This window comes from Corynebacterium sp. c7Ub_26 (assembly GCF_053760365.1).
On sequence record NZ_JBSNBL010000001.1, the window covers coordinates 398,602 to 424,670 of the forward strand.

The following is a 26,069-nucleotide window of genomic DNA, read 5'->3' on the forward strand; positions in this document are numbered from 1 at the left end:
CATGAGCACAATTTACGATTGCACTGACCAAGACGAACGACGTCGCGGCCTCGAGGCCGCCCAGAGTGCAGTAAAGGGCGGGCGGCTGGTCGTTATCCCCACCGATACCGTCTATGGCATCGGGTGCGATGCATTCGATAACGACGCTGTTGCCGCACTGTTGCGTGCGAAGCATCGTGGCCCTGACATGCCTGTTCCCGTGCTGGTTGGGTCATGGGACACCGTCGACGGCCTGGTGCAGACGGTCACTCCGCGGATGCGCGAATTAGTCCAAGCATTCTGGCCCGGCGGACTGTCCTTTGTGGTGACGCAGGCTCCGTCGTTGCCCTGGGACCTTGGGGATACTAACGGATCAGTGATGCTTCGGATGCCGCTACAGCCGGTCGCGATTGAGCTCCTGAGAGCCACAGGCCCCATGGCGGTGAGCTCCGCGAATATTTCGGGGCAGCCGCCGGCGACCTCGGCCATTGCCGCGAAGCAGATGCTGGGAAGCGAAGTATCCGTTTATTTGGATGATGGGGAGGCGACGATCGGGGAGCCGTCAACCATCATTGATCTGACCTCGCCCACCCCTCATCTTTTGCGTGAAGGGGCCATTTCTGCAGAACGTATTTCCGAGGTCATCGGAACGAGCCCTGCTACGCTGCGTCAGAGATAGTTCGAGGGGAAAAGAACGGCCTCACGTGCGCGGATAGTCCAGGGAATGCGGGGTAGAGAAACATCATGATCGTTTGTGCACAATCAGCGGTGGGGGGAACCGGTGTGCCCATTCGGGAACTCATCCTTGTTCTCTGCACGGGCTGCATCGTGACGTTCCTGACAACAGGATGCATACGATCCGTCATGGTGCGGACTGGGAGAGTAGCGATCCCGCGTGCCCGTGACGTCCATAAACAACCCCGCCCGCGGTTGGGTGGGGTCGCGATGTTCACCGGCGTCATTGCAGCCTTACTGGTGGCCAACCAATTACCGGCGTTGAACCGTGGATTTCCTCCCATGACTCCGGACTTGAGAGCCGTGTTATGGGCTGCGCTCATCATCGTTGTTGTCGGCATCATCGACGACTTGTATGACATTCCGGCTCTCGTGAAACTGGTCGGGCAAATCGCAGGCGCGACAGTCATGAGTCTGCTGGGGCTGAGTTGGTACCTCCTCTACGTTCCCTGGCATGGGGGCACCACGGTCATTCTGGATCAAGTCCAGTCCACAGCCCTGACTGTCGTCTTCACCGTCACTCTGATCAACGCGATTAACTTTGTCGACGGTCTTGACGGGTTGGCGGCCGGCGTCGGGGGAATCGCGGGAATTTCGCTCTTCGCATTTTCGCTCACCATTCTCCACGACCAAGGGGGAGCGGTGAGCGCTTATCCGCCGGCTATTATTTCCGCCGTATTGATTGGAGCCTGCGCGGGCTTCTTGCCCCACAACTTTGAGCCGAGCCGGATTTTCATGGGCGACACGGGATCCATGCTGATCGGCCTCCTCCTCGCGGCGGCATCGACCTCAGCGTCTGGCCGCATCACCATGTCGCTCTATGGTGCCGCCGACATTTTCGCGCTGCTGAGCCCGATCATCGTGGTGGCAGCGAGTGTGTTCATCCCGATGCTTGACCTCATCATGGCTGTTATTCGCCGGGTTGGCCACGGGAAAAGCCCGTTCGCCCCAGATAAAAAGCACCTGCATCACAGGCTGCTCCAGCTCGGGCACACGCACCGACGGGTGGTCCTTGTGCTCTACACGTGGGTGAGCGTCGTCGCATTCAGTGCGGTGGCAGCAACAATTTTGCCGACGGACATTACCCTCATTGCGGTGGGGTTAGCGATCATCATTGCCGTCGGGATTACGTCTGTACCGCGCTCGCGTGATCGTCGGCACCCGGACCGCTACAATCAGCCAGCGTGACTGATTCCCACTCCTCTGGCGAACCGAACAGCGCCTCGTCGAAGCCGACGTCTCCATACTCCACTTTCGCATCGGGGAAGTCGGGCGAAAATACACCGGAACAACCCGATGGGCAGAAGCCTTCTGAAACGTCGAACTCGTCGGCTAGCTCGTCTACCGACGGTGGTTCGTCTATCGACGACGTGATTGCGAAGAGAAACCGGCATGTGTCGGATCCGCGGTGGCCACTGCTGAAGGCTGCACGGCTGGGTGGTATCGCAATTGCCTGTTTAGCTGTAGTTTCGTTGTTGGCCTGGGGCGGACAATCAGGTATGCGAGGTGTCTGGGGAGCGCTCATCGGTTCTGTCATTGGTGGTGCCTTTGTTTTGCTCACTATCGTGAGTGTGCTCATCACCTCCCGGACTAATCCCCAAACGACGATGGCTGTGGTGATGGGGACGTGGCTCCTCAAAGTTGTCGTTGTCTTACTCGTCTTGGTCGTTCTGAAGAACATGTATTTCTATGACCACCTAGCGTTGGCGGTCACGGTTATCGCCGCGTTAATCGTTGGACTGGTCTCGGAAACATGGGGTGTCTTGACCGCGCGTGTGACCTATATCGCTGACCGAGAATGGGCAGAAGAACGGGACCACCAGCAATAGCCTGCATGGGGGTGAATCAGGTGTAGTTTTAGGGGGGTCGGATTGAGAGATCGCTTGGGAAAAACTTGAATTAAGCTGCTATCGTCAACTGCGGGTTATAAGGAAAAGTCGCTATGCGTAGCCACCCCCGAATAACCCCCGGGCCCCCGCGATGATGTGCGACGGAATCCGCGGTGGGCTATGCACATAGACCTCCATCGCACCGTTTTCTGTTTGGCAGAAAGCGGCCCGAACACGGGAGAGAACGCTGAGCGTTACAACCTTGTCCATGAAGGGGCATTTCCACGCCCCAGATCTGGACCACGACTTTTTCCCGGGGTTCGTTTGTGGGACCGGCAGTGACGGTGAGTCACGCTGTCCCGAGACGGCGCATGGTGATCACATCAACCTTTGGTTCGGTAATTTTGCCGACGGTTGGTTCGCCATCGACCGCATCATGTTCGTCCGACTCCTCGTGATGGTGCTCATGGGGCTGTTCTTCTTCTTCGCTATGCGGAAGCCGAAGTTAGTTCCGCGTGGCGTACAGAACGTCGCTGAGTACTTGTTGGATTTCGTCCGTATCCACATCAGTGAGGAGATTCTTGGTCGAAAAGAAGGACGTCGCTTCCTTCCGATTATTTCCACGATCTTCTTCCTTGTGCTGTTCATGAACGCACCATCGGTGATCCCGTTCTTGAACGTTTCCCCCAATGCTCGTATCGGTATGCCACTGCTCTTGGCTGTGGTTGCTTACATCTGCATGATCTACGCAGGCGCCAAGCGGTACGGGTTCGGGAAGTACATGAAGAGCTCTCTGGTAATTCCGGGGTTGCCTTTCCTTCTCTATTTCTTGGTCGTACCGATTGAGTTCTTCTCGACCTTCATTTTGAGGCCTGTCACGCTGACCATTCGTCTTATGGCCAATATGCTGTCAGGTCACATCGTGCTGGTGCTCTTGTACTCGGCAACCAACTTCTTCTTCTGGCAGATGAACGGCTGGCTTGTTGCGTCCGGCTTTACCATCGCGGCAGCTTTTGCCTTCTCGCTGTTTGAGATTTTGGTGATTTTCCTGCAGGCGTACATTTTCTCCCTGCTGACTGCGGTGTACATTGAGCTTTCCCTGCATGCGGACGAACACTAACTGAACACCCCACTCGAAGTTTTTCACGAATACGTCGTTGGAAAACCAACGGCATTTTGAAAGGGAACGGAACACCCCATGAACGAGATCCTTCTCGCTGCAGACTCCACCAGCTATGACGGCTTCGGTGCTATCGGCTACGGCCTCGCTGCTATCGGCCCTGGTATCGGTATCGGTATTGTCGCCGGAAAGACGGTGGAAGGCATGGCACGTCAGCCGGAAATGGCTGGCCAGTTGCGTACCACAATGTTCCTGGGCATCGCCTTCACTGAGGCCCTTGCCCTTATCGGCTTGGTCGCCGGCTTCCTGTTCTAATCAGGTTGTTTTCACTACATCCTGATATTCGAAATAGCGAAAGCTGGAGACTATGACGAACTCACTTATTTTGGCTGAGGACACGCTGCCTCTCGAAAAGGGCAACTTGCCGCTTCTCCCTTTGCCATACGACCTCGTCTGGTCCATCGTCTGCTTCGTACTGATCCTATGGCTCTTCTGGAAGTTTGTTCTTCCGAAGTTCCAAGAGGTTCTTTCTGAGCGTGAAGATCGCATTGAAGGCGGTATTCAACGTGCGGAGGCCGCGCAATCCGAGGCGAAGGCTGCGTTGCAAAAATACAATGACCAGCTCGCTGAGGCTCGTGCAGAGGCGGCTCGTATTCGCGACGAAGCTCGTGCTGACGGGCAAAAGATCGTTGCGGATATGAAGACCGAAGCAACGGAGGAAAGCAACCGCATTATCGCTCAAGGCGAAAAGCAACTTGCTGCTCAGCGTGATGCCGTCGTCGCTGACCTGCGTAAGGACATGGGTCAGAATTCGGTCAATCTGGCGGAGAAGCTCCTCGGCTCTCATCTATCCGACGATGCCAAGCGCGCGGAGACAGTGGATTCTTTCCTGTCTTCCTTGGATGACATTCCGGCAGGGAAGTGATCAGTATGCACGCAGCGAGCCGAGAATCGATGACCGAGTTGGCGACTACCCTCGACAACACCGTTGCCCAGTCCAACGCCGCCGTCGACGGCGCACAGATCGGACCCGAGCTTTTCGACGTCGTTGAGGTTTTGGACTCCAACCGTGACTTGCGTGTGGCGCTTATTGATCCCGCAGCGTCCTCCGAGAAACGTGCAGACCTTGCCGATCGCGTTTTCGGTGAGAAGCTCAATCAGGCTTCGCGCAGCGTGTTGCGTTCTGCAGTAGATAAAGACTGGTCGAATACGCGCGATTTCCGCAATGGGCTTGTTCAACTTGGCCGCCGGGCTCTGTTCCGCGCCGCCGAGGCAGACGACAAGCTCACGACCGTCGAATCTGAGTTGTTCCAGTTGGCGAGGGTTTTTGAAGACGCCCCGCAGCTGGAGATGCTTTTGGCAGACCGACAAGCTAGTGCGGACCGACGTCGCCAATTGTTGGCCTCAGTCTTGTACGGCAAAGTTACTTCAATTACAGAAACTCTTGCCTTGCAGGCGATTTCTCGTGCTAAACAACGTCCTGTCGAAGCATGTGAAACGCTATCGCGGGAGGCAGCGCAGCTGCGTGGGTACGAAGTTGCTCATGTTGTGACTGCCGGCGAATTGAGCGATACCCAACGATCGACCCTGGCTGATAAGCTCGGTCGAATTTATGGTCACAAGATGTCCATCCACGGAGAGGTCGATCCCAGCATCCTCGGTGGAATGGTCATCCGGGTCGGAGATGAGCGTATCGATGGCAGCACATCGGGCAAACTCGAGAAATTACGGCGAGCTTTTGCCTGACGCCCACGGCGGACGGAATGCCGGTCGTGACCGCGACCAGAAATACGACGTAATAAACAAGTAATGCTGGAAGAGACTACCGAGAGCAGGAAGAACATGGCGGAGCTGACGATCTCCTCCGACGAGATCCGTAGCGCGATTGCGAACTACACCTCGAGCTACTCCGCGGAGGCCTCCCGTGAGGAGGTCGGCGTGGTCATTAGTGCGGCTGACGGTATCGCCCAGGTTTCGGGTATGCCATCAGTCATGGCTAATGAGTTGCTCGAGTTCCCAGGTGGCGTCATCGGCGTCGCCCAAAACCTTGACACCGATAAAGTCGGTGTCGTGGTCTTGGGAAGCTACGAGACCTTGCGGGAAGGCGACGAAGTAAAAAGGACCGGAGAGGTCCTATCCATTCCGGTTGGGGACAAATTCCTCGGCCGCGTTATTAACCCCCTGGGCCAGCCAATCGATGGCCTGGGATCCATCGAGGCAGAAGAAGATCGCGTCCTGGAACTGCAGGCGCCCTCAGTGTTGATGCGCCAACCAGTCGAGGAGCCACTCCAGACCGGTATTAAAGCTATTGACGCGATGACCCCGATCGGGCGAGGCCAGCGACAGCTCATCATTGGTGACCGTAAAACCGGTAAGACGGCTGTTTGCCTCGATACCATCATTAACCAGAAAGCCAACTGGGAATCCGGGGACCCGGAAAAGCAGGTTCGCTGCATTTATGTCGCCATCGGTCAGAAGGGCTCCACAATCGCTGGTGTCCGTAAGACCCTAGAGGACAACGGCGCCCTGGATTACACCACCATTGTCGCTGCTCCCGCATCAGATTCAGCTGGTTTTAAGTGGCTCGCACCCTTCGCTGGTGCCGCACTGGGACAGCACTGGATGTACAAGGGCAAGCACGTACTGGTCATCTACGATGACCTCACCAAGCAGGCTGAGGCCTACCGTGCAATCTCCTTGCTGCTGCGTCGTCCGCCGGGACGCGAAGCGTACCCAGGCGACGTTTTCTACCTCCACTCCCGCTTGTTGGAGCGTGCAGCTAAGCTCTCCGACGACTTGGGTGGCGGCTCTATGACGGCCCTGCCGATCATCGAGACCAAAGCGAACGACGTGTCCGCCTTCATTCCGACCAACGTCATTTCTATTACCGACGGTCAGGTCTTCTTGGAGTCAGACCTCTTCAACCAGGGTGTTCGCCCCGCTATTAACGTCGGTGTGTCGGTCTCCCGTGTCGGTGGTGCCGCCCAGAAGAAGGGCATGAAGAAGGTTTCGGGTTCGCTGCGTATTGACCTCGCCGCATACCGCGACTTGGAAGCATTCGCTGCTTTCGCGTCGGACCTCGACGATTCCTCCAAGGCACAGCTGGAGCGCGGATCTCGCCTCGTTGAGCTGCTGAAGCAGCCGGAGAACCACCCGCAGGCTGTGGAAGACCAAATGGTGTCGATCTACCTTGCTGGCAACGGCGACTTTGACTCCGTTCCCGTCGAAGATATTCGTCGGTTCGAATCTGAACTCCTCGAGCACCTCCATTCGAAGCATGCTGGTGTCTTCGAGCAGGTCGAGGGTGGATCCCCACTCAATGACGAATCCAAGGCAGAGCTTTCCTCCGCTGTGGATGAGTTCAAGCAGAACTTCCAGGCCTCCGACGGCAAACCTGTTATCAACGAGCCCGATGTAGACCCAATGGAGCAATCCGAATTGGGTAAAGAACAAATCACTGTGTCGCGTAAGCCCTCGGGCAAGTAAGGGCGGTGCGCGCAATGGATAAGAACGAAGGGAGGCGATGAGTGTAAATGGCTACGTTACGTGAACTGCGAGACCGGATTAAGTCCGTCAACTCGACTAAGAAGATCACGAAGGCCCAGGAGCTGATCGCCACTTCGAAGATCACGAAAGCGCAGGCCAGGGTAGCTGCCTCGCAACCGTACGCGGAGGAAATTACCAAGGTCGTCCATCGCTTGTCATCGGCAAGTTCACTGGACCACCCGATGCTCCGCGAACGCGAAGGCGGAAACCGTGCCGCTATTTTGGTGGTGTCCAGCGACCGAGGAATGTGTGGCGGGTACAACCACAACGTTTTCAAGAAAGTTGCTGAACTACGCGCTTTGTTGGAAAAGCAGGGCTATGAGGTTGTCCTCTATGTCTTCGGCAACAAGGGGCTGACCTACTACCGCTTCCGCGGTGAGGCCCTTGAAGGTGCTTGGACCGGATACTCCCAGGACCCCGAGTACGAAGGCACGCACCAGATGCGTCGGCACCTTATCGACGCATTCGTTGCTAGCTCATCGGGCAAAGCAGAGTGGCGCCCCGGGCTCACCGCGCCCGAGGGCGAGAGTGTGCAAGGCTTCGATCAGCTCCACGTCGTTTACACGAAGTTCGAGTCGATGCTGTCTCAGAAGGCCGTCGCACGGCAGATGCTTCCGATGGAAGCCGTCATCGACTATGAGGAAGTAGAGACTGGCGAAGACATGCTGTCTGACCCAGACGATTCCGAAATTAGCGCCAACTACGAATTTGAGCCCGACGCGACCACGTTGCTGTCGGAGCTCCTCCCGCACTACGTGTCTCGCGCTTTGTATGCCTTGCTGCTGGAGTCAGCTGCGTCAGAATCCGCAGCACGCCGTACAGCTATGAGTTCGGCGACGGATAACGCAACTGAGCTTGCCACGACGTTGTCTCGTACAGCTAACCAAGCTCGTCAGGCACGAATTACCCAGGAAATTACAGAGATCGTCGGTGGCGCGGGAGCGCTCGACGACAGCGGAGAAAGTGACTAACCAATGACTACAGCTCTTAGTGAGCAGCAGACGGGCCTCAGCGGCCGTGTCGCACGCGTCATCGGCCCGGTTGTCGACGTGGAATTCCCTCGCGGAGAACTACCGGCGCTATTCAACGCGCTGACCGTCGACGTTGATCTAGAGGCCGTCGCCAAGACAATTACCCTCGAGGTTGCCCAGCACCTCGGTGACAACATCGTCCGCGCCGTATCGATGGCACCGACCGATGGTTTGATCCGCGGTGCCGAAGTGAAAGACACCGGTAAACCGATTTCCGTTCCCGTCGGGGACACCGTCAAGGGACACGTGTTCAACGCCCTCGGCGACTGCCTTGACGAGCCAGGGCTCGGCCGTGACGGCGAGCAATGGTCCATCCACCGTAAGCCACCGGCTTTCGACCAACTCGAAGGTAAGACCGAAATCCTCGAGACCGGTATTAAGGTCATCGACCTTCTCACCCCGTATGTGAAGGGTGGAAAGATTGGTCTATTCGGTGGTGCTGGTGTGGGCAAGACCGTGCTCATCCAGGAAATGATCACCCGTATTGCCCGCGAGTTCTCCGGTACGTCAGTATTCGCCGGCGTCGGCGAGCGTACCCGTGAGGGCACGGACCTCTTCCTCGAAATGGAGGAGATGGGCGTGCTCCAAGATACGGCCCTCGTGTTCGGCCAGATGGACGAGCCGCCGGGAGTTCGTATGCGTGTGGCTCTCTCGGGGCTGACGATGGCGGAGTACTTCCGTGACGTTCAGCACCAGGACGTGCTACTCTTCATCGACAACATCTTCCGTTTCAGCCAGGCAGGTTCCGAGGTTTCCACGCTGCTGGGCCGCATGCCTTCTGCTGTGGGTTACCAGCCAACATTGGCTGACGAGATGGGTGAGCTCCAGGAGCGCATTACGTCGACCAAGGGCCGTTCGATTACCTCTCTGCAGGCTGTCTACGTCCCCGCCGACGACTACACCGACCCGGCTCCTGCGACCGTGTTCGCCCACTTGGATGCGACCACAGAGCTCGACCGTTCCATCGCATCGAAGGGTATTTACCCCGCTGTGAACCCGCTGACCTCCACGTCTCGTATCCTCGAGCCTGGAATCGTCGGCGAGGAGCACTACCAAGTTGCGCAGCGAGTCATCAATATCCTTCAAAAGAACAAGGAATTGCAGGATATTATCGCCATTCTTGGTATGGACGAGTTGTCTGAAGAAGACAAGATCACCGTCCAGCGTGCACGTCGTATCGAGCGCTTCCTCGGCCAGAACTTCTTCGTTGCTGAAAAGTTCACCGGCCTGCCAGGCTCCTACGTTCCACTGAAGGACACCATCGACGCCTTCCGCCGTATTTGCGATGGCGAATATGACGCATACCCCGAGCGCTGCTTCAACGGCCTCGGTGGTCTCGACGACGTCGAAGCCGAATACAAGAAGCTGCAAGAGAAGTAAGGTAGGGACACCATGGCTGAAATTGCCACTGAGTTAGTCTCCGTTGAGCGAGCGCTATGGTCCGGTGCTGCGACGTCTGTCACCGCACAGACCACAGAAGGTGAAATCGGCATACTTCCCGGACACGAACCCATCCTTGGGCAGCTTGTAGAAAACGGTGTGGTCATCATCCGTACCACCGACGGCGAAAAGAAAGTCGCTGCAGTACAGGGCGGTTTCTTGTCCGTCGGCAAGCACAAGGTATCTATTCTGGCGGACCACGCCACGTGGTCTTCAGAAGTGGATGTTTCCAGCGCAGAGCAGAGTTACAAAGGCTCCGACACGGACTCGCGTGACCGTGCTCAAGCTCAATCCGAGCTGCGAGCAGTCCAGCGTGCGAAAGAAAAGTAGGTCGACTGTATAGCTCTCACCTACGCCCCCGTAGTTTCTAAGGCCATTTCTTAGGAACACGGGGGTTTCGTCGTCTATACTCAGCTCAAGGAACGACGTGCATGACGAGCCGTCGCCGGACGTAATGGGAGAGGTGGCCCATGGTTCTCTTCACCGTGACAATGGCGTGTATGGCCATCCTCGTATGGGGAATGGGAGTTGCCATATGGCGATTTTCGTGGATCCGGCCCCGTGGCATACCAGTCTGTACCGCCGTTTATCGTGACTGCCGACGACATCGCTGGCAACACGGGGTCATCATTTTGGGGGAAGACGCCGCAAAGCTTTACTTGCTACGGTCTCTTAAACCGGGGGCAGACTTATCGTGTGAAAGGCACAACATAGAAATTGTTGGCCGACGAGACGTCAAAACGGGGGTATTACGGCTATTAGCCGATCCGCGGATAGTCGAACTTCAAGCGGGGGATGTACGAGTGGATGTAGCCGGGGGACACGCTATGGATATGGCATTGGTGGCGTGGTTGGAATCCGCTCCGAGCACCAGGATTCAGCGGCTCAGTAAACACCCCCGACGGGTTAAAGAACGGGGATACAGTTTCCATCGCCACAGTTTACGACGTCGGCTATTGAGCGAAGGTGTGTTGGCGTAGTACGTGGCTAAAGGCCGCAGCGCTTTGTTCGAGGCCGTGACGTATTAGGTTCTGAGAGAACGCGATTTGGTATTCTCTCGCTCATGCGCCTTGTCATCGCTACGTGTTCCGTCGATTACGTGGGTCGTTTAACCGCCCACTTGCCCAAAGCAACTCGTTTACTCATGGTCAAAGCTGACGGATCAGTGTCAGTCCACGCCGATGACCGGGCCTATAAACCGCTCAATTGGATGACCCCGCCGTGTACGCTCACGGTTCACCCGATTACTATCGACGATTCCGACGCCGGCCTGACTGACGGTAGCTCCGTCGACAATTCTGAAGAACAGGGGACCGACGGCTCGGCTCGAACCGGACATGAGGAAGAGCTTTGGGTCGTCGAGAATAAAAAAGGGGAACAGCTCCGCATTACGGTGCATGACAAGATTTCCGACACCACGTATGACCTGGGCGAGGATCCAGGCCTCACGAAGGATGGTGTGGAAGCACATCTTCAGGAGCTGTTAGCGCAGCATCCGGAAGCGTTGGGGGAGGGCTTTACGCTCGTTCGGCGCGAATATCCGACCCCTATTGGGCCCGTCGATATCTTGACCAGGGACGCTAGCGGGAAGACCGTGGCCGTTGAGGTAAAACGCCGCGGCGGTATTGATGGCGTTGAGCAGCTCACGCGGTACGTCGAATTGCTCAACAGGGATGAAATCTTAGCCCCTGTGAAAGGGCTTTTCGCGGCGCAGGAGATCAAACCGCAGGCGCGGACGCTTGCGGAGGATCGTGGGTTTACGTGCGTGACCGTCGACTACGACGAGTTGCGTGGCACCCCGTCGCAAGAGCTTCGTCTTTTTTAGCGTGCTAGGGTCCGGGTGCCCGCTCGTCTAGTGAAAATGAGGCCCCAATAAAGGGCCCGCCGTTTCCGTCGGGCCGCAACAAAAATGGGGCCCACCAACGTGGACCCCACAGCGACAGGAAAACTTACTTTCCTGGCTGAGTCAGTTCGAGAAGAACTCCGCCTGCATCCTTCGGGTGGACGAAGTTAATGCGAGCACCGGCGGTTCCGTTCTTCGGCTCGTCATAAAGAAGCCGGGTACCTTGCTTACGCAGGTGGTCACAAAGGGCGTCGATATCGGTCGTGCGCAGACACATCTGCTGCAAACCCGGGCCCTTCTTGTCAAGGAACTTAGCGATAGTTGACTTTTCGTTCAGCGGGGCCAGAACCTGAATCATGCCCTGCAGCTCCGTGAGGGTCTTCGGGCCAACCATGGCCTCCTGAACACCCTGCTCTTCATTTGTTTCGACGTGGTGGCAAATCCACCCCATGTTCGTGCGGTACCACTCCAGCGTGGCATCCAAGTCAGCTGTGGCGATACCTACGTGATCCAGGCAGTTGACTAGTTCGTGCGGTACTTCGGTGCTGTACTCGTTGTTACTCATGCTTCTATGCTAAGCCCCCCGCGGCCAATATTGCTTCTTCGCAGGCGTATTCAGGGGTGTGATTTTGTACGACATTGTCAGTCAGGCTGGACTAGCATCGGGGCCATGATTGTTGCGTTTTCTGTTGCTCCGACTACTTCTACTGACGACGATGGTGGTGTCGCGGATGCGGTTGCTGAGGCAATCCGAGTTGTTCGGGAGTCTGGTCTTCCGAACGAGACAAATGCCATGTTCACTCTGATCGAAGGTGAATGGGACGAGGTTTTCGACGTCGTGAAGCGGGCAACGGAAGCTGTCAGTTCGGTGAGCCCGCGGACGTCCTTAGTGGTGAAAGCCGATATTCGCCCGGGTTACGACCATCAGCTCACCGAGAAGGTGGACGCGGTGAACCGTCGTCTCGCGTCGTCATCTGAGAAGTGAATGACGGACGGGCGGAGCGTCGTACCACGTAGCACCGCCCGACAGCATCGCCAAGAATATAGTGACGATACAGAACAATTAGACATTCTTACTGAGAGGGGTACAAGACAGTAATGACATCTCCGGGAAAAGGCCCTGAGCGGTTTATAGCTGGTGCAGTTGATTTAGGCGAAGTTAAAGCACGGGCTGAAGCTCGGGCCGAGGTGGAAAAGCAACGTCAGCGCCAAGCGCGCGGGATCGGCAGTACGGCGGGTTCATCTGCTGGGAATAATGCACCGGGCGGTGCCGGCGTTCCTGGTGACGGCTCTACGAGTGGTGCAGCGCAGATGACCGTCGATGTTACCGAGGCTAATTTTGAAAATGACGTCCTCAAGCGGTCTATGCAGGTCCCGGTCATTGTCGCTATTAGTTCGACGCGCTCGCCAGATTCTCAAGACATTGTCCAGAATCTTGAGTCCATGGCGCGTCAGGCGAATTACAAGTGGATCTTTGCCAATGTCAGTGCAGATACAGTTCCCCAGATTGTCCAGGCCTTTGGGGTCCGCGCTATTCCGACAGTCATAGCATTGGCGAATGGCCGCCCGCTTGATGCTCGCGAAGGGCAACAGCCGAAAGAACAATTACAGGGGTGGATCGACCAAATCCTGCAGGTAATCGGCGACAAATTGCCTGGTATTCCCGACGCCGATAAAGCGTCGTTTACTGAGAATGAAGAACCCCCATCAGACCCACGGTTGGACGCCGCTGAAGAGGCCCTTAATAACGGCGACTTCGATGCTGCCCTCGCCGCCTACGACAAGATTATCGACGCTGAGCCACACAACGCTGAAGCCAAGGCTGCGCGTGCGAACGTGTCGCTCCTCAAACGAGTGTCGGAGGTGCAGGCATCCGACGACCCGACGTCTGAACTAGAGAAGACCTTCGCCCAGGCCGACCAGTACATGATCTCGTCGAAGGAGGAAGACGCTTTTCGTGTGCTTCTAGACCTCCTGCGGGTATCAGCAGGAGATCAAAAGACCCAGGTTAGAGATCGGTTGATCGAACTGTTCACGCTGTGTGATCCCGCTGACCCGCGCGTAGCCACAGCCAGGCGGGAAATGGCGAGCGCCCTGTTCTAAAGCGCCCGCCTGGTTGGCCAGCAGACGGGTGGCGGTTCCTTTTACTAGCCCGGCCGGCTACGTCATCCCCGCGCTACCCGTCGAAGCGGAAGAACAGGGCACTCATGGCGGGCACGAAGATAGTCGCTGAGGCAGGGTAGCCGTCGTATTCACCGCTATTCGCCGTGATCTGACCCAGGTTTCCGCCGCCAGCGCCTTCATAATCGGACGAGTCGGTGTTGAGGATCTCTGTCCACCGTCCAGCATTGGTGAGGCCCAGTTGGTACTGGGGATATGTGGTTCCGGAGAAATTGAACACACAGGCGACGCGCTGCCCGTTCGACCCATACCGCATGAAGCTCAGCACGCCGCGTTGGGCGTCGCTAGCGTTAATCCACGAAAAACCGCTGGGTTCGTTGTCTTGTGTATAGAGCGCAGGGGTAGCAGAGTAGAGGCCATTGAGGTCCTTGACCAGGCGCGACACCGCTGCGTGGTATTCGCCCTCCCAGCCTTCTTGCTGCCCCCACGGCAGAGACTCGTCGTGGTTCCACTCGGTGGTTTGCCCAAAGTCTTGCCCTTGGAACAAGAGTTGCTTACCGGGGTGCGCCCACATAAACGCCAGATAGGTGCGCAGCCCTGCTGCTTTATTCCACGTATCGCCCGGCATCCGCGACCATAGCGTCCCCTTCCCATAAACCACTTCATCATGGCTAATGGGGAGAATGAACTTTTCAGACCAGGCGTAGACCAGCGAAAACGTGATATCTCCATGGTGCCAGGGGCGGTAAATGGGGTCGTTGGAGATGTATTCGAGGGTGTCGTGCATCCACCCCATGTTCCACTTGAACGTAAATCCCAGGCCGCCGTCGTACGTGGGGGCCGTCACCCCTGGCCACGAGGTGGATTCCTCCGCCACGGTCATTGTTCCGGGATAGGCCCTCTCGACGGTAGCGTTCATCTCCTGCAGGAATTGAACGGCATCGAGGTTCTCGCGCCCACCGTACTGGTTAGGGAGCCATTCGCCCTCTTTACGGCTGTAATCCAGGTACAAAATCGAGGCGACGGCGTCGACACGCAGTCCGTCGATGTGGAACTGGTCCACCCAGTACAATGCGTTCGCCACGAGGAAGTTGCGCACTTCCGCTCGTCCGAAGTCGAAGACGTAGGTACCCCAGTCCTTTTGTTCCCCTCGTCGCCAATCGGGGTGCTCATAGCAGGCCCGGCCGTCGAAGCGGGCTAGTGCCCACTCGTCCTTGGGGAAGTGCCCGGGGACCCAGTCCATGATGACGCCGATTCCAGCTTCGTGGAAGGCATTGACAAGAGCGCGGAACTCGTCGGGAGTGCCGAAGCGCGATGTGGGGGCGTAATACGAGGTGACTTGGTACCCCCACGACCCCGAGAACGGATATTCGGTGACCGGCATGAATTCCACATGCGTGTATCCCATATCCGAGACATAGGACACCAATTCATCCGCGAGTTCTGTGTAGGACAGGCCCTTATGCCAGGACTCCAGGTGCACTTCGTAAATCGAGATGGGCGAGTCGTGGAGATTCTTCCGCGTTTTCTCGGCCATCCACTCGTCATCGGACCATGAATAATCACTATCGGCCACGATCGACGCCGTAGCCGGCGGCACCTCAGCCCGCCGCGCCATGGGATCGGCTTTATCGATCCGATTCCCATCAGGCGTGGTCACGCAGAATTTGTAGTACGCCCCGGCAGCGACGTTGGGGATGAAAACTTCCCAAATTCCCGACGACCCCAGCGAGCGCATGGGGAACTGGTTCTTATTCCACGCGCAGAAAGATCCGGTCACGGTCACGCCCTGTGCATTCGGCGCCCACACAGCGAATGATGTACCGTCGACGCTCCCCATCTCGGTGTCGTAATGGCGGACATGAGCACCCAGCACTTCCCACAGGCGTTCGTGTCGTCCCTCGCCGATGAGGTGGATATCCATTTCCCCGAGTGTGGGTAGCCACGTGTACCCGTTAGCAATCGTTAAGGTCTCACCATCGGGATAGGTGATGTGCAGCCGGTGGTCAGTCACTCCGCCGTGGATGGATGCGGTAAAGAAACCATCACCGTCGTTAACCGCGTCGACAGTCTCGGACGGGGTCTCCACGGTGACTGACTCCGCGCCGGGGCGAAACGCCGTGATCGTCGTCGTACCGTCGTCGTGCGGGTGAGCCCCAAGAACGGAGTGCGGGTTGTAATGGGTACCTGCAAGTATTCGTGCGCGGTCATTCGGGTCGATAGTTGGCATGGTCTCTCCTCAGGGGGTGGGCGGCGTGTACGGGTACCGTCGTTTTAGCAGGTCTTAGCAGGTGTAGCGATACTCGTGGTGAGGAGCAAAGCCGCTGCGATCGCGATAGCCAGTGGGGATTTCGGGCAATTTGACGATGTGACACACGTTGAAGGTCGGATCGAGGCGCACATAATTGTCTTCACCCCACGTCCATTGTTGGTCAGTAATAAGGTCGTGAACCTCAACAGTCGAGGGCAGCCCCAGCGACTCCAGGCCAAGGTGAATTGTCGTCTCTTGAACGTTCTCAGAATCTAGATTGACAACGATGGCCAGCGCATTTCCAGTGAGCGGATCAACCTTGGTGTACGCCATGATCTTGTCGTTATCCGACGGCACTAGCCTGAGTGTCCGGAGCTGTTGAAGAGCAGGCTGCTCCTTGCGGATGGTATTAAGCACCGTCACGAACGGTTCCAGTGATTCACCGCGGAGGCGAGCGCCCTCAAAATCACGTGGCCTGAGCTGGTACTTTTCGCTATCGAGGTATTCTTCGCTGCCCTCTTTGACTGCGACGTGTTCGTAGATCTCGAAACCGGAGTACATTCCCCACGAAGGGCTCAGGGTGGTGGCGAGAGCTGCACGGATCGCGAACATCGCCTTTCCGCCGTGCTGAAGGCTTGCATGGAGAATGTCGGGTGTATTTACGAACAGATTGGGTCGGCAGGCATCGGCCGCATCGCGAATTTCCTCAGCAAATGCTTCTAGTTCTTTTTTCGACGTCTGCCACGTGAAGTAGGTGTACGACTGTGAGAAACCAGCTTTTGCCAGGCCATAGAGGATTGGCCGACGTGTAAACGCTTCCGCCAGGAACACGATGTCGGGGTAGGTCTGGTGGATCGTGGAAATCAGGCGCGCCCAAAACGCGGTGGGCTTGGTGTGGGGGTTATCCACACGGAAGATATGGACTCCGCGTTTGATCCAGAACACCAGGACGCGATGAATTTCGGCGAATAATCCTTCGGGATCATTATCGAAATCCAAGGGGTAGATGTCTTGATATTTCTTCGGCGGGTTTTCCGCATAGGCAATAGTGCCGTCGGGGAGAACGGTGAACCATTCGGGGTGAGCTGCAGCCCACGGGTGGTCGGGGGCACATTGCAACGCGAAGTCGAGCGCTACCTCGAGGTTGAGATCACGAGCCCGGGCAACAAACCCATCAAAATCGTCGAGCGTGCCGAGGTCGGGGTGGACCGCGTCATGGCCACCCTCAGATGACCCGATGGCCCACGGAGATCCGACATCATCCGGCGTGGGGTCAAGCGTGTTGTTCTTCCCCTTGCGGTTGATATGGCCGATGGGGTGGATCGGCGGGAGATACACAACGTCAAAGTTCATTCGCGCAATCCGGTCGAGAGACTCGGCGGCGGTCGCAAACGTTCCGTGCACCGGTTCGCCATTTTCCACGCCCCCAGTGGAGCGCGGGAAGAACTCGTACCAGGATCCGACGAGCGCGCGCCGAAGCTCCACGTACACCTCGTAGGTGCGGCCGCGCGTCAACAGTTCGCGGAGAGGTGTCCGTCGGAAAATGCTCGTCGTTTCTGCCGACAGTGCCGGGGCAATGCGCGCGCGAATATCGCGATCGGACCGCAATGACGCGGCCACAGACAACAGGTGGGGGCGGTCGGTGACGGAGGCAACGTTGTTGGCGGTGTCCTCCATAATCCGCGCACCGATTTCGAGGTCATTCGCGACCTCCTCAGCGCTTTGACCAGCTTCAACCTTGGCCTCGATGGCGTGCCGCCACGTGCGGTAGGGGTCCGACCACGCGTCGATACGGAACGTCCATGTCCCCGGGCAATCGGGCACGAATATGGCGTTGACCAGGTCGGGATCACCATGTGCCGGCACCATGGGGATGCGCTGAACGGCGGAGGGCCCCGACGCGGAGGTAGGCCCCTTCACGATGGCTGTGGCAGAGACCGCGTCGTGCCCCTCGCGCCACACGACAGCGCTGAGGGGGATGACCTCTCCGACCACTGCCTTGGCGGGTACTTCGCCACTGGATACGCGGGGGCGGACGTCGTCAATGCCGAGTCGTCCAACGGTTCCGAGCCGTCCGGTCACAGGTATCTCCTTTTTGTCGTGCTCCGCACTCGTTCTCTCCAACAGAGTAGAGGACAACCCAGATATCGCGCAGCACAGAACCCCTTTTTGGGCTGATCATTTCCGGCGGCAGTTCGTCGAAAGTGACGACGCTTTGTGCAAAGTGACGGAACGTGTCGTGGGTTAGCCCTAAGATGGTGATGTGACTCGACACGACACTTCTTCCCACACGCACGGTTCCGATGATTCTCAGCCTCACGCGACGGTTCGCTCTCGTGAGGAGCTTGATGCACTTCCGATTGACCCCGACGCTCTTATTTCCCTTGACGACGTGAGCGTCGTTCGGAATGGTTCGACGCTGTTGCAGCCCATGAACTGGGTGGTGAAGCCCGGGCAGCGTTGGGTCATTATCGGCCCGAATGGTGCTGGTAAGACGACGCTGATGAAGGTTGCGGGTGCGGAAACGTATCCGACGACGGGCCGCAGCGTGATCATGGGCGAGGTCTTAGGCAAGACCGATGTGCGGGATGTGCGCACGATGATCGGTATGTCGTCGTCCGCATTGGCCCAGCGTATTCCGGGCCGCGAGCGTGTTCTCGACTTAGTGATCTCCGCCGGATACAACATTCTCGGTCGGTGGCGTGAGCAGTACGACGCCGTCGATAAGGAACAAGCCACGCTCATCCTCGAGGATCTCGGCGCGATGCATTTAGCCGACCGCACGTGGTCGACCCTGTCAGAAGGGGAGCGCAAACGGGTATTAATCGCGCGCTCGTTAATGACCGATCCGGAACTACTTCTTCTCGACGAGCCAGGCGCTGGTCTTGATCTGGGCGGGCGTGAGGATCTCGTCGAGCGACTATCCACACTGGCGGATAACCCTGATGCTCCCGTGATCGTTATGGTTACTCACCACGTGGAAGAAATCCCTCAGGGATTCACCCACGCAATGCTCCTTGACGAGGGCAAACAGGTTGTCGCCGGACCTATCGACGAGGTCCTCACCGGAGAGAATTTAACGAAGACGTTCCATCAGCCGATTACGTTGGATACCGTCGACGGTCGTTTCTTCGCTCACCGAGTGAAATCGTCGCGGCGTCATCGTTGATAATTCCGGTAGTGTTTGAGCTAATCTACGATGCTCACTGAGAACGATGCTCGCAGAAGATGCTCACGGACGAAACTGTGAGATAGCAGTGTGGTGTACAAGTTGTCTGCTTGGCAGAAAGGGAGGGTCATGTTTCTGACACCGACAGGTGAGAGACGTGCCTCTACCGTTCTGTTGCTGCGGGACACGGTGTGGGGGATGGAGGTTTACGTTCAAGAACGCGCTTCCACCATGGTCCACTACCCGGAAATGACCGTTTTCCCTGGTGGCGGAGTTGACCAGCGTGATCTTCCTGGGGATGCTGACGGTGATGGCGTGGATTCGCCGGAGCTTCGGTGGGTTGGTCACGATACATCGTGGTGGGCGCGTCATTTGAAAGTTCCGCGAGACGATGCCCGTGCACTGGTTTGTGCCGCTGTGCGAGAAACATTTGAAGAATCGGGAACTCTGCTGGCCGGCCTGCACGATGGCAATGTTGTGGGCGATACCGACCCCTACATTCCTTTCCGCTCGCGCCTAGAAAGCCACGAGTTGGCGTTCTCTAATTTCCTGGACGACACTGGTCTGTATCTGCGTGCTGACCTGCTGCGACCCTGGGCAAACTGGGTGAGCCCACCCGGGGACACGGCGCGCTATGACACCCACTTCTTTGTGGCCGCGCAGCCGGAAGGCCAGAATACCCATGATGATGCGATAGAGGCCGCGTCGAGCGGGTGGTTTAGGCCGTCAACATTGCTCGATGGCTGGCGTTACCGCAAAATCCGTCTCCTTCCGCCGACGTGGGTGCAGTTGCGTATGTTGGACACATTCCGAACTGTTGATGAAGTGCTGGGGTACGCCTCGGATCTGACTGTTGAACCTGTGACCGGCGCGGTTCGGGATCGTCCCTTTATGGATGAATATTTCACTGTGGAACGCTCCTTCGACACCTACTATGCCCGTGGGTGGGCCTAACGGTGTTATCGCGAGACGACGTTGCGTGGATAACGAGCCATCCGGACGCGTGCGCCGAGGCAGAACCGCTGGAGTTTTCGAAGGCCACTGAATTTGCCGACGGGGCTCGGTTGCGCTCGAAATATGGCCAATATGGTCGCGCGTTGACTGAATTAATGGTTGCTCGACGGTCGGCGCGGGGTCCTCGACCGGTGGACGCCAAAGTATCCGAGAGTGTTGTTGACGAGTGGCTTGTCGACGCGGAGTCGGTTCAACAGGCAACTGCCCTGGTGATTGCTCAGTACAGGGCGCGACGGCTGGCGTTGGCGCCGTCGCTGCAGGCAGGCGGGCTGGTGCACGATGTGACATGCTCCATTGGTAGTGAGCTTGCTGCTCTTGCTGGTGAGGGGTTGACTGCGATCGGTTCTGATATCGATCCCGGCAGGGTAGCCATGGCCCGGCACAATATGTCGGTTCTTGAGAAGGCTGCGCGAGAGGAAGTAGGCTCGGGAATAGATGGCGTAGACCCGGAGCGGTTCATTCGCCCGTTGATTGCCCGAGCCGATGCCTTGTGTCCAGTGTCGTTTCCGGCTGTTGTTATCGCTGATCCTGCACGGCGTGCTCAAGGTCGACGAATCTCTCAGCCCCAGGATTTAATCCCGCCGCTACCTGGCTTGATTGACATATGGCGTGGTCTGACGCCTGATAGTTCGCCGGAGCTCGTCGTGAAGTGCGCCCCAGGGATCGATTACTCCAGTTGGGATGGGGAAGTAGAGATTATCTCCGTCGCCGGTGCGGTGAAAGAGGCATGTTTGTGGACGCCCGAAATCGCGGCGTCAACGTCGGGAATTCGTGCGCTACTCACGGGTGACGGTCATACGGATGATGACAGCCCGGATCACCAGCGACGGATTACGCGCCGGGCAACTCTGATCCATGCGGATGGATCCGTCGATATGTTTACTGATACGGATCCAGAAGTCCCGCAAACGGCAGATTCTTCGGCACCTTCGTCGGATATAGATGAGGCCACGGAAAGCGGAAAGAAAAGCCTGGCCGATCGGTACATCGTCGATCCGGATGGAGCGATTGTTCGGGCGGGATTGGTGCGCCAAGCCGCGTACCGGTGGGGGATGCGTCAGATCGATCCCCATATTGCCTTCTTAACTGGTGATACTCCGCCAGCAGGTGTTTTAGCGTGTGAGGTGCTGGATGCTGTGCCACTGTCCAAACTGACGTCGACGATGGCGAAGCGTGCTCCTGAGCAGATCGAAATTCTCGTGCGTGGTGTGGCAGCGAACCCCGATCATGTTCGGGCAAAAATCATGTCTGCTGTGCGGAAGCATTCGGGGAAGAAGACGCGGAATCAGCGCAAGAACGAAGCCTCTGCTCACCGACTGTCTCAAGCGGAGGCGACTGCGGACTCACCGTCGTCTGGGGTGTCAGGTGGCAGTTACACGATCGTGATCACGCAGGTGGGGGATAGACAAGGCAAGAATTCCTCGGTCGCGTTCATTTGCGGTCCGCGAGAAGTCCATTAATAAGGTCCATTGACAACAACGCCAGTAATCCCGGTGAGACCGCGGGAAGCAGATCGGATCGCGGGAATGATGTCGGCGCTGTGGCCCGCACAAACGGGGGCATTGGTCACGGGTCTAGAGAGTTTGAACACACTTTTGTGTGCTAGGCCACAAAAGTGCGTTAAAGTGGTCTTCAAAACGAGCGAGATATTGATGTGAGGTACGCCGGCGACGGCTGCAGCCTCCGGTTTTTCGCCCCCGACACCATGAGAAAGGTGAATGAATGTCGAACATTGTCGTGTTAGTTAAGCAAGTACCGGACACCTACTCCGAGCGGCAGCTCACCGAGGACGATTACACCGTCGACCGCGAGAGCACCGATCAGGTTCTCGACGAGATCAATGAAAACGCCGTGGAAGCAGCCCTTCAGCTCAAGGAAGCAGGAGGGGATTACACAGTCACCGCGTTGACCGTCGGCCCCGAAAGTGCCAAGGAAGCACTGCGGAAGGCATTGTCGCTCGGCTGCGACGAAGCTATCCACGTATGTGATGATGCCCTCGCTGGCTCCGATGTGCTGGGAACTGCATGGACACTGTCGCAGGCCCTCAACTTGGTTGATGACATCGAACTCATTATCTGTGGCAACGAGTCCACCGACGGCAATATGGGGACCGTGCCTGGGTTGATCTCGGAATACCGCCAGATCCCTGCGGTGACTGGTCTGCGTTCATTCTCCGTCGAAAATGGCACGGTCACCGGCGAAAGCGCTCGTGAAGAGGGCGTCTACAGCCTGGAGGCTCCAACACCGGCCATTATCTCCGTAACTGAGAAGGCCAACGAGCCCCGCTTCGCTGCATTCAAGGGAATCATGGCCGCAAAGAAGAAGAAGATCCAGCAGGTCGATCTTGAAGATATTGGAGTCGACGCTGCCAACGTCGGATTGGAAAATGCTGCGACGTCCGTGACCGGATACGCACCCAAGCCGGAAACGTCCGCTGGTGAAATCATTACCGACGAAGGCGATGGCGGAACGAAGTTCGTGGAATTCTTGGCCAACGAAAAGCTCATCTAAACGTGGCATCGAGACCATAACTCACCATCGTTGTTTGTTTACTAACAGGAATATTCGGTCAGTAATGGCCGGTAACGAAAGGACTTTCCCATGACTGATGTACTAGTTCTCGTCGAACATGCTGATGGAGCCTTGTCCAACAACACCAACGAACTGATTACCGCTGGTCGCGTGTTCGGTTCCGTGGGGGCGGTTGTTGTCGGCGCTACAGGCACAGCAGAAGCCTTGAAGGACGACTTAGCCGCTGCGGGTGCGGAAACCATTTACGCAGCAGAAAACGATTATGCTGCTAACTACTTGGTCACGCCTTCTGTCGATGCCTTGTCTGCCCTGGCAGCTGGCCTCGAGGTGCCTGTCATCATTTCGTCCTCCGCGACGGGCAAAGAGATCGGTGGGCGCGTCGGTGCCCGCGTAGCATCCGGTGTTCTCTGCGATGTGACAGAGATTAATGCCGACCATACCGCCGCCAGCTCTATCTTCGGTGGCGATTACACCGTCGAGCTCTCCGTCGGAGGATCATCCCCGATCTTCCTCCTCCGCCCCGGTTCGGTGGATCCCGAGCCCCAGGCGGCCGCAGGAAATATTGAGCCCGTCGAGATGCCTGAGCCCGGCCCAGTTGCCGTGAAGATCACGTCCTTCTCCCCGGCAGAGGCTGGCGATCGCCCCGAGCTCACCGAAGCGAAGATCGTGGTCTCTGGTGGCCGCGGCGTCGGATCCGCCGACGGGTTCGCCGACGTTATCGAGCCTTTGGCCGATGCTCTCGGCGCTGCAGTGGGTGCTTCCCGTGCCGCCGTCGACTCTGACTACTACCCGGGCAAGTTCCAGGTGGGACAAACGGGTAAGACGGTGTCGCCGGACCTCTATGTTGCGCTCGGTATTTCAGGTGCTATCCAGCACAAGGCAGGTATGCAGACATCCAAGACCATCGTTGCGGTCAACAAGGATGAGGAAGCAGCCATCTTCGAGATCGCCGACTTCGGTATCGTCGGTGACCTGTTCGACGTGGCTCCTCAGGCTACGGAGGCCATTAAAAGCCGCTAGATGACTCTGCACCGCTCGGTGCGTGAGTACTAGATGAAGGCTTGAACGAGCTGTATTACCCTTCGAAGGGTGACTACAGCTCGTTTTTTTATGGATCATGCCGCAACAAGTCCTCTCCGACAGGTTGCCAAAGACGCCATCATGGACTCGTGGGATCTGTTGAACCCCGGGGGCCAGTACGCGTCAGGGCGTGATGCACGCAAAGCTGTGGAAGAAGCCCGCGAGACCATCGCGCGTCTTCTCGGCGCCGAGCCGATCGAGGTCATTTTCACGGCATCCGGAACAGAGGCCGATAACCTTGCTGTGCAGGGACTTTATGCCGAACGTGCCCATGAAAATTCATCGCCACACCGTGTCATCGTCGGATCGGTGGAACATCCCGCCGTGCTTGAACCGGCCAAAGCGCTGGGCACAGATCCGTCATCTCCGGGGCCAGAAGCAGATGTTATTGAGGTGCCCGTTGATTCCAGCGGCCATTACCGCACCGATTTTCTTGCCGACGTTCTTACCGACGGACCAGCCACACTCATGGCTCTCCAGTGGGCGAACAATGAAACCGGCGCGTTACAACCGGTTGATGCGATCGCATCGCTGGCCGCAGAGCACAACGTCCCGTGGCACGCTGATGCCGTGCAGGCCGTTGGCCACGTTCCCGTGGACTTCCATTCGTCGGGTGCAACGACGATTGCGGCGTCGGCACACAAATTTGGTGGCCCGCGATCAACCGGCCTGTTGTTGTGCGGACGTGCGACGAATCTTCACAAGATTCTGCGCGGCGGCGGGCAGGAAAGGTCCATTCGCCCAGGAACGCTGAATGTTGCCGGTGCGGCGGGGACCGCTGCTGCCTTGACCGAGGCTTGTCGCGAGATGGAGGCCGAACGCGCTCGGCTTTCCGGCCTTCGGGACCGCTTACTGTCCTTCATAAAGCGAGAGATTCCGGATTCGTTAATTCATACGGCGGACCCAGCGCTGCCGGGACACGTTCACGTGAGTTTTCCGGGCGCGGAAGGCGACAGCCTCATTATGTTGTTGGACCAAGCCGGCTTCGACGCGTCGACCGGGTCGGCATGTGCGGCTGGCGTGAATCGGGTGAGCCATGTGGTCATGGCGATCGGCGTGGAGCCCGTCGCCGCCCGCGGAACGCTGCGGTTTACCTTGGGTCGGCCGACCTCGGAGGATGACGTCGCCGCTCTAGAAGCGGTCCTCCCGAAGATTGTCGAACAGGCGCGTGCTGCCGGGATGGCATAAGCAGGGTTGTCCCGGTGAGCACAACTACCTAAAGTGTGTGGCTTAGTTTCGTATTCAACAGATGGGATTGTCATGCGTGTAATGGCAGCAATGAGTGGCGGTGTTGATTCATCCGTTGCCGCTGCGCGATTGGTCGCCGAGGGGCATGAGGTCATCGGCGTTCATTTAGCACTAGCCTCGACGCCGACGACGTTGCGCGTCGGTTCGCGCGGGTGCTGTTCGCTGGAAGACTCCGGCGATGCTCGCCGTGTTGCCGATGCACTGGGAATCCCTTTCTACGTCTGGGACTTTTCCGATCGATTCCGCGAGGACGTCGTCGATCCTTTTATTAATTCGTACGAGATGGGGGAGACCCCCAACCCTTGTTTGCGGTGTAATGAGAAGATCAAATTCCAGGCGCTGCTCGACCGTGGTATCGCGCTGGGGTTTGATGCCGTGGCGACGGGCCATTATGCGCGGTTGAAGGACGGTGAACTCCGCCGGGCCATCGACGATAAGAAAGACCAATCGTATGTCCTGGGGGTGTTGAATGATGAGCAGCTGGCCCATTGTTTATTCCCGCTGGGAGACACCCGCAAGCCGGATATCCGCAAAGAGGCGGAGGCTGCTGGACTCGTGACGGCCTCGAAGCCCGATAGCCATGACATTTGCTTCATCCCGGATGGGAATACGAAGGCGTTCTTGGGCAACCACATTGGCGTCCGGTCGGGTGATCTGAAAGACCGGGATGGCAACGTGATCGGCCATCACGATGGCATCTACGGTTTCACCATTGGGCAGCGTAAGGGGCTCGGTCTACCTGGTCCAGCGCCCGACGGTAAACCCAGGTATGTCACCGATATTGATGCTGACACCGGGACTGTTACCGTCGGCACGCGCGACGATCTTCGTGTGGGGCGGTTGTATGCCGATCGTCTCATTCGCCTCGATGAGCATGAAGGATCGACGCAGGAGTGCCAGGTCCAGGTTCGTGCCCATGGCGGTGTTGTCGATGCCACGGTAACTATTGACGACGGTGTGGCAACGATTGATCTCCATTCCCCGCTGACTGGTGTTGCGCGTGGTCAAGCCGCGGTGGTTTACCGTCCCGACTCTGATGGCGACATTGTGTTGGGTTCGGGGACGATTTGTGACACGGTGCCGGTCTCTAAGCTGCAACCAACCACCGCGGGCGCGTCCTCGAACAGCTAA

At 57.6% G+C, this 26,069-nt stretch carries 25 protein-coding genes; 22 read left to right on the plus strand and 3 right to left on the minus strand.

All coding sequences use genetic code 11. From position 1 onward, the window contains the following. The first annotated feature begins 1 nt into the window (after window position 1). The 13 genes from ACWORE_RS01715 (at window position 2) to nucS (ending at window position 11,505) form a co-directional block, all read left to right on the plus strand. Window positions 2-658 (plus strand): L-threonylcarbamoyladenylate synthase, encoded by a 657-nt coding sequence (locus ACWORE_RS01715; protein ID WP_012731915.1) that lies wholly within the window; start codon window positions 2-4, stop codon window positions 656-658. 65 nt (window positions 659-723) lie between these two features. Further along, window positions 724-1,902 carry an MraY family glycosyltransferase gene (locus ACWORE_RS01720; RefSeq protein WP_296136021.1) on the plus strand — a complete coding sequence of 393 codons (1,179 nt, stop codon included), beginning with the start codon at window positions 724-726 and terminating at the stop codon, window positions 1,900-1,902. Continuing rightward, a complete protein-coding gene (locus ACWORE_RS01725) occupies window positions 1,899-2,543 on the plus strand; it encodes a hypothetical protein (protein WP_406604776.1) in 645 nt (214 codons plus the stop codon). The genes ACWORE_RS01720 and ACWORE_RS01725 overlap by 4 nt, the downstream gene beginning before the upstream one ends. A 268-nt stretch (window positions 2,544-2,811) precedes the next feature. Next, window positions 2,812-3,663: a F0F1 ATP synthase subunit A gene (gene atpB, locus ACWORE_RS01730; protein ID WP_296136017.1), complete on the plus strand. Its 852-nt coding sequence runs from the start codon at window positions 2,812-2,814 to the stop codon at window positions 3,661-3,663. 78 nt (window positions 3,664-3,741) lie between these two features. Further along, window positions 3,742-3,978 carry an ATP synthase F0 subunit C gene (locus tag ACWORE_RS01735; RefSeq protein WP_012731911.1) on the plus strand — a complete coding sequence of 79 codons (237 nt, stop codon included), beginning with the start codon at window positions 3,742-3,744 and terminating at the stop codon, window positions 3,976-3,978. 52 nt (window positions 3,979-4,030) lie between these two features. Further along, entirely contained in the window at window positions 4,031-4,588 is a 558-nt protein-coding gene (locus tag ACWORE_RS01740; protein WP_296136015.1) for a F0F1 ATP synthase subunit B, read from the plus strand. A 5-nt stretch (window positions 4,589-4,593) separates the two neighbouring features. Further along, window positions 4,594-5,409 (plus strand): F0F1 ATP synthase subunit delta, encoded by an 816-nt coding sequence (locus tag ACWORE_RS01745; RefSeq protein ID WP_455302259.1) that lies wholly within the window; start codon window positions 4,594-4,596, stop codon window positions 5,407-5,409. 96 nt (window positions 5,410-5,505) lie between these two features. Continuing rightward, window positions 5,506-7,149: a F0F1 ATP synthase subunit alpha gene (atpA, locus tag ACWORE_RS01750; protein ID WP_448234461.1), complete on the plus strand. Its 1,644-nt coding sequence runs from the start codon at window positions 5,506-5,508 to the stop codon at window positions 7,147-7,149. A 47-nt stretch (window positions 7,150-7,196) separates the two neighbouring features. Further along, window positions 7,197-8,180 (plus strand): F0F1 ATP synthase subunit gamma, encoded by a 984-nt coding sequence (locus ACWORE_RS01755; RefSeq protein WP_455302260.1) that lies wholly within the window; start codon window positions 7,197-7,199, stop codon window positions 8,178-8,180. Window positions 8,181-8,183: 3 nt separating this feature from the next. Continuing rightward, the gene (gene atpD, locus ACWORE_RS01760) at window positions 8,184-9,620 is read left to right on the plus strand and encodes a F0F1 ATP synthase subunit beta (RefSeq protein WP_012731906.1); all 1,437 of its coding nucleotides are present in this window, start codon (window positions 8,184-8,186) and stop codon (window positions 9,618-9,620) included. 12 nt (window positions 9,621-9,632) lie between these two features. Then, entirely contained in the window at window positions 9,633-10,010 is a 378-nt protein-coding gene (locus ACWORE_RS01765; protein ID WP_296136010.1) for a F0F1 ATP synthase subunit epsilon, read from the plus strand. 191 nt (window positions 10,011-10,201) lie between these two features. Next, window positions 10,202-10,660, plus strand: coding sequence for a DUF2550 family protein (locus ACWORE_RS01770; RefSeq protein WP_455302585.1), 459 nt, complete (start codon window positions 10,202-10,204; stop codon window positions 10,658-10,660). Window positions 10,661-10,743: 83 nt separating this feature from the next. After that, window positions 10,744-11,505: an endonuclease NucS gene (gene nucS / locus ACWORE_RS01775; protein WP_296136008.1), complete on the plus strand. Its 762-nt coding sequence runs from the start codon at window positions 10,744-10,746 to the stop codon at window positions 11,503-11,505. A gap of 124 nt (window positions 11,506-11,629) precedes the next feature. Here nucS and mce read toward each other — a convergent pair whose 3' ends face one another. Continuing rightward, window positions 11,630-12,088 carry a methylmalonyl-CoA epimerase gene (mce, locus tag ACWORE_RS01780; protein ID WP_204087185.1) on the minus strand — a complete coding sequence of 153 codons (459 nt, stop codon included), beginning with the start codon at window positions 12,086-12,088 and terminating at the stop codon, window positions 11,630-11,632. A gap of 105 nt (window positions 12,089-12,193) precedes the next feature. Between mce and ACWORE_RS01785 the strand changes: the two genes are divergently transcribed. Together ACWORE_RS01785 and ACWORE_RS01790 are read left to right on the plus strand one after the other, a co-directional pair. Then, window positions 12,194-12,508 (plus strand): thiamine-binding protein, encoded by a 315-nt coding sequence (locus tag ACWORE_RS01785; RefSeq protein WP_221923665.1) that lies wholly within the window; start codon window positions 12,194-12,196, stop codon window positions 12,506-12,508. Between the two features lie 113 nt (window positions 12,509-12,621). Beyond that, window positions 12,622-13,626, plus strand: coding sequence for a tetratricopeptide repeat protein (locus tag ACWORE_RS01790; RefSeq protein WP_455302263.1), 1,005 nt, complete (start codon window positions 12,622-12,624; stop codon window positions 13,624-13,626). A 73-nt stretch (window positions 13,627-13,699) separates the two neighbouring features. Here the strand turns inward: ACWORE_RS01790 and glgB are convergent, their stop codons facing one another. Then, the gene (gene glgB / locus ACWORE_RS01795; RefSeq protein WP_455302265.1) at window positions 13,700-15,874 is read right to left on the minus strand and encodes a 1,4-alpha-glucan branching protein GlgB; all 2,175 of its coding nucleotides are present in this window, start codon (window positions 15,872-15,874) and stop codon (window positions 13,700-13,702) included. 54 nt (window positions 15,875-15,928) lie between these two features. Further along, window positions 15,929-17,977 (minus strand): alpha-1,4-glucan--maltose-1-phosphate maltosyltransferase, encoded by a 2,049-nt coding sequence (locus ACWORE_RS01800; RefSeq protein WP_455302266.1) that lies wholly within the window; start codon window positions 17,975-17,977, stop codon window positions 15,929-15,931. A 277-nt stretch (window positions 17,978-18,254) separates the two neighbouring features. Between ACWORE_RS01800 and ACWORE_RS01805 the strand changes: the two genes are divergently transcribed. The 7 genes from ACWORE_RS01805 (at window position 18,255) to mnmA (ending at window position 26,069) form a co-directional block, all read left to right on the plus strand. After that, on the plus strand, window positions 18,255-19,064 hold the full coding sequence (locus ACWORE_RS01805; protein WP_296136661.1) for an ABC transporter ATP-binding protein: 810 nt from the start codon (window positions 18,255-18,257) through the stop codon (window positions 19,062-19,064). Window positions 19,065-19,193: 129 nt separating this feature from the next. After that, window positions 19,194-20,018, plus strand: coding sequence for an NUDIX hydrolase (locus ACWORE_RS01810; RefSeq protein ID WP_406604767.1), 825 nt, complete (start codon window positions 19,194-19,196; stop codon window positions 20,016-20,018). Beyond that, window positions 20,009-21,538, plus strand: a complete 1,530-nt coding sequence (locus tag ACWORE_RS01815; protein ID WP_455302267.1) for a hypothetical protein — start codon at window positions 20,009-20,011, stop codon at window positions 21,536-21,538. The genes ACWORE_RS01810 and ACWORE_RS01815 overlap by 10 nt, the downstream gene beginning before the upstream one ends. Window positions 21,539-21,800: 262 nt before the next feature. Beyond that, the gene (locus ACWORE_RS01820) at window positions 21,801-22,589 is read left to right on the plus strand and encodes an electron transfer flavoprotein subunit beta/FixA family protein (protein WP_455302269.1); all 789 of its coding nucleotides are present in this window, start codon (window positions 21,801-21,803) and stop codon (window positions 22,587-22,589) included. 90 nt (window positions 22,590-22,679) lie between these two features. Beyond that, complete coding sequence (locus ACWORE_RS01825; RefSeq protein ID WP_296135992.1) at window positions 22,680-23,630, plus strand: electron transfer flavoprotein subunit alpha/FixB family protein; 951 nt, start codon at window positions 22,680-22,682, stop codon at window positions 23,628-23,630. 90 nt (window positions 23,631-23,720) lie between these two features. Continuing rightward, the gene (locus ACWORE_RS01830) at window positions 23,721-24,878 is read left to right on the plus strand and encodes a cysteine desulfurase family protein (protein ID WP_406606096.1); all 1,158 of its coding nucleotides are present in this window, start codon (window positions 23,721-23,723) and stop codon (window positions 24,876-24,878) included. Window positions 24,879-24,950: 72 nt separating this feature from the next. After that, window positions 24,951-26,069 (plus strand): tRNA 2-thiouridine(34) synthase MnmA, encoded by a 1,119-nt coding sequence (gene mnmA, locus ACWORE_RS01835; protein WP_406604765.1) that lies wholly within the window; start codon window positions 24,951-24,953, stop codon window positions 26,067-26,069.

What these genes read in the sequence shown, in the direction of transcription:
- ACWORE_RS01820 (WP_455302269.1), top strand. Translation starts at nt 21,801, where the DNA reads ATGTCGAACATTGTCGTGTTAGTTAAGCAAGTACCGGACACCTACTCC.
- ACWORE_RS01720 (WP_296136021.1), top strand. Translation starts at nt 724, where the DNA reads ATGATCGTTTGTGCACAATCAGCGGTGGGGGGAACCGGTGTGCCCATT.
- ACWORE_RS01830 (WP_406606096.1), top strand. Translation starts at nt 23,721, where the DNA reads ATGGATCATGCCGCAACAAGTCCTCTCCGACAGGTTGCCAAAGACGCC.
- atpB (WP_296136017.1), top strand. Translation starts at nt 2,812, where the DNA reads ATGAAGGGGCATTTCCACGCCCCAGATCTGGACCACGACTTTTTCCCG.
- nucS (WP_296136008.1), top strand. Translation starts at nt 10,744, where the DNA reads ATGCGCCTTGTCATCGCTACGTGTTCCGTCGATTACGTGGGTCGTTTA.
- mnmA (WP_406604765.1), top strand. Translation starts at nt 24,951, where the DNA reads ATGCGTGTAATGGCAGCAATGAGTGGCGGTGTTGATTCATCCGTTGCC.
- mce (WP_204087185.1), bottom strand. Translation starts at nt 12,088, where the DNA reads ATGAGTAACAACGAGTACAGCACCGAAGTACCGCACGAACTAGTCAAC.
- ACWORE_RS01755 (WP_455302260.1), top strand. Translation starts at nt 7,197, where the DNA reads ATGGCTACGTTACGTGAACTGCGAGACCGGATTAAGTCCGTCAACTCG.
- glgB (WP_455302265.1), bottom strand. Translation starts at nt 15,874, where the DNA reads ATGCCAACTATCGACCCGAATGACCGCGCACGAATACTTGCAGGTACC.
- ACWORE_RS01785 (WP_221923665.1), top strand. Translation starts at nt 12,194, where the DNA reads ATGATTGTTGCGTTTTCTGTTGCTCCGACTACTTCTACTGACGACGAT.
- atpD (WP_012731906.1), top strand. Translation starts at nt 8,184, where the DNA reads ATGACTACAGCTCTTAGTGAGCAGCAGACGGGCCTCAGCGGCCGTGTC.
- ACWORE_RS01735 (WP_012731911.1), top strand. Translation starts at nt 3,742, where the DNA reads ATGAACGAGATCCTTCTCGCTGCAGACTCCACCAGCTATGACGGCTTC.
- ACWORE_RS01715 (WP_012731915.1), top strand. Translation starts at nt 2, where the DNA reads ATGAGCACAATTTACGATTGCACTGACCAAGACGAACGACGTCGCGGC.
- ACWORE_RS01790 (WP_455302263.1), top strand. Translation starts at nt 12,622, where the DNA reads ATGACATCTCCGGGAAAAGGCCCTGAGCGGTTTATAGCTGGTGCAGTT.
- ACWORE_RS01745 (WP_455302259.1), top strand. Translation starts at nt 4,594, where the DNA reads ATGCACGCAGCGAGCCGAGAATCGATGACCGAGTTGGCGACTACCCTC.
- ACWORE_RS01765 (WP_296136010.1), top strand. Translation starts at nt 9,633, where the DNA reads ATGGCTGAAATTGCCACTGAGTTAGTCTCCGTTGAGCGAGCGCTATGG.
- ACWORE_RS01825 (WP_296135992.1), top strand. Translation starts at nt 22,680, where the DNA reads ATGACTGATGTACTAGTTCTCGTCGAACATGCTGATGGAGCCTTGTCC.
- ACWORE_RS01770 (WP_455302585.1), top strand. Translation starts at nt 10,202, where the DNA reads ATGGGAGTTGCCATATGGCGATTTTCGTGGATCCGGCCCCGTGGCATA.
- ACWORE_RS01810 (WP_406604767.1), top strand. Translation starts at nt 19,194, where the DNA reads ATGTTTCTGACACCGACAGGTGAGAGACGTGCCTCTACCGTTCTGTTG.
- atpA (WP_448234461.1), top strand. Translation starts at nt 5,506, where the DNA reads ATGGCGGAGCTGACGATCTCCTCCGACGAGATCCGTAGCGCGATTGCG.
- ACWORE_RS01740 (WP_296136015.1), top strand. Translation starts at nt 4,031, where the DNA reads ATGACGAACTCACTTATTTTGGCTGAGGACACGCTGCCTCTCGAAAAG.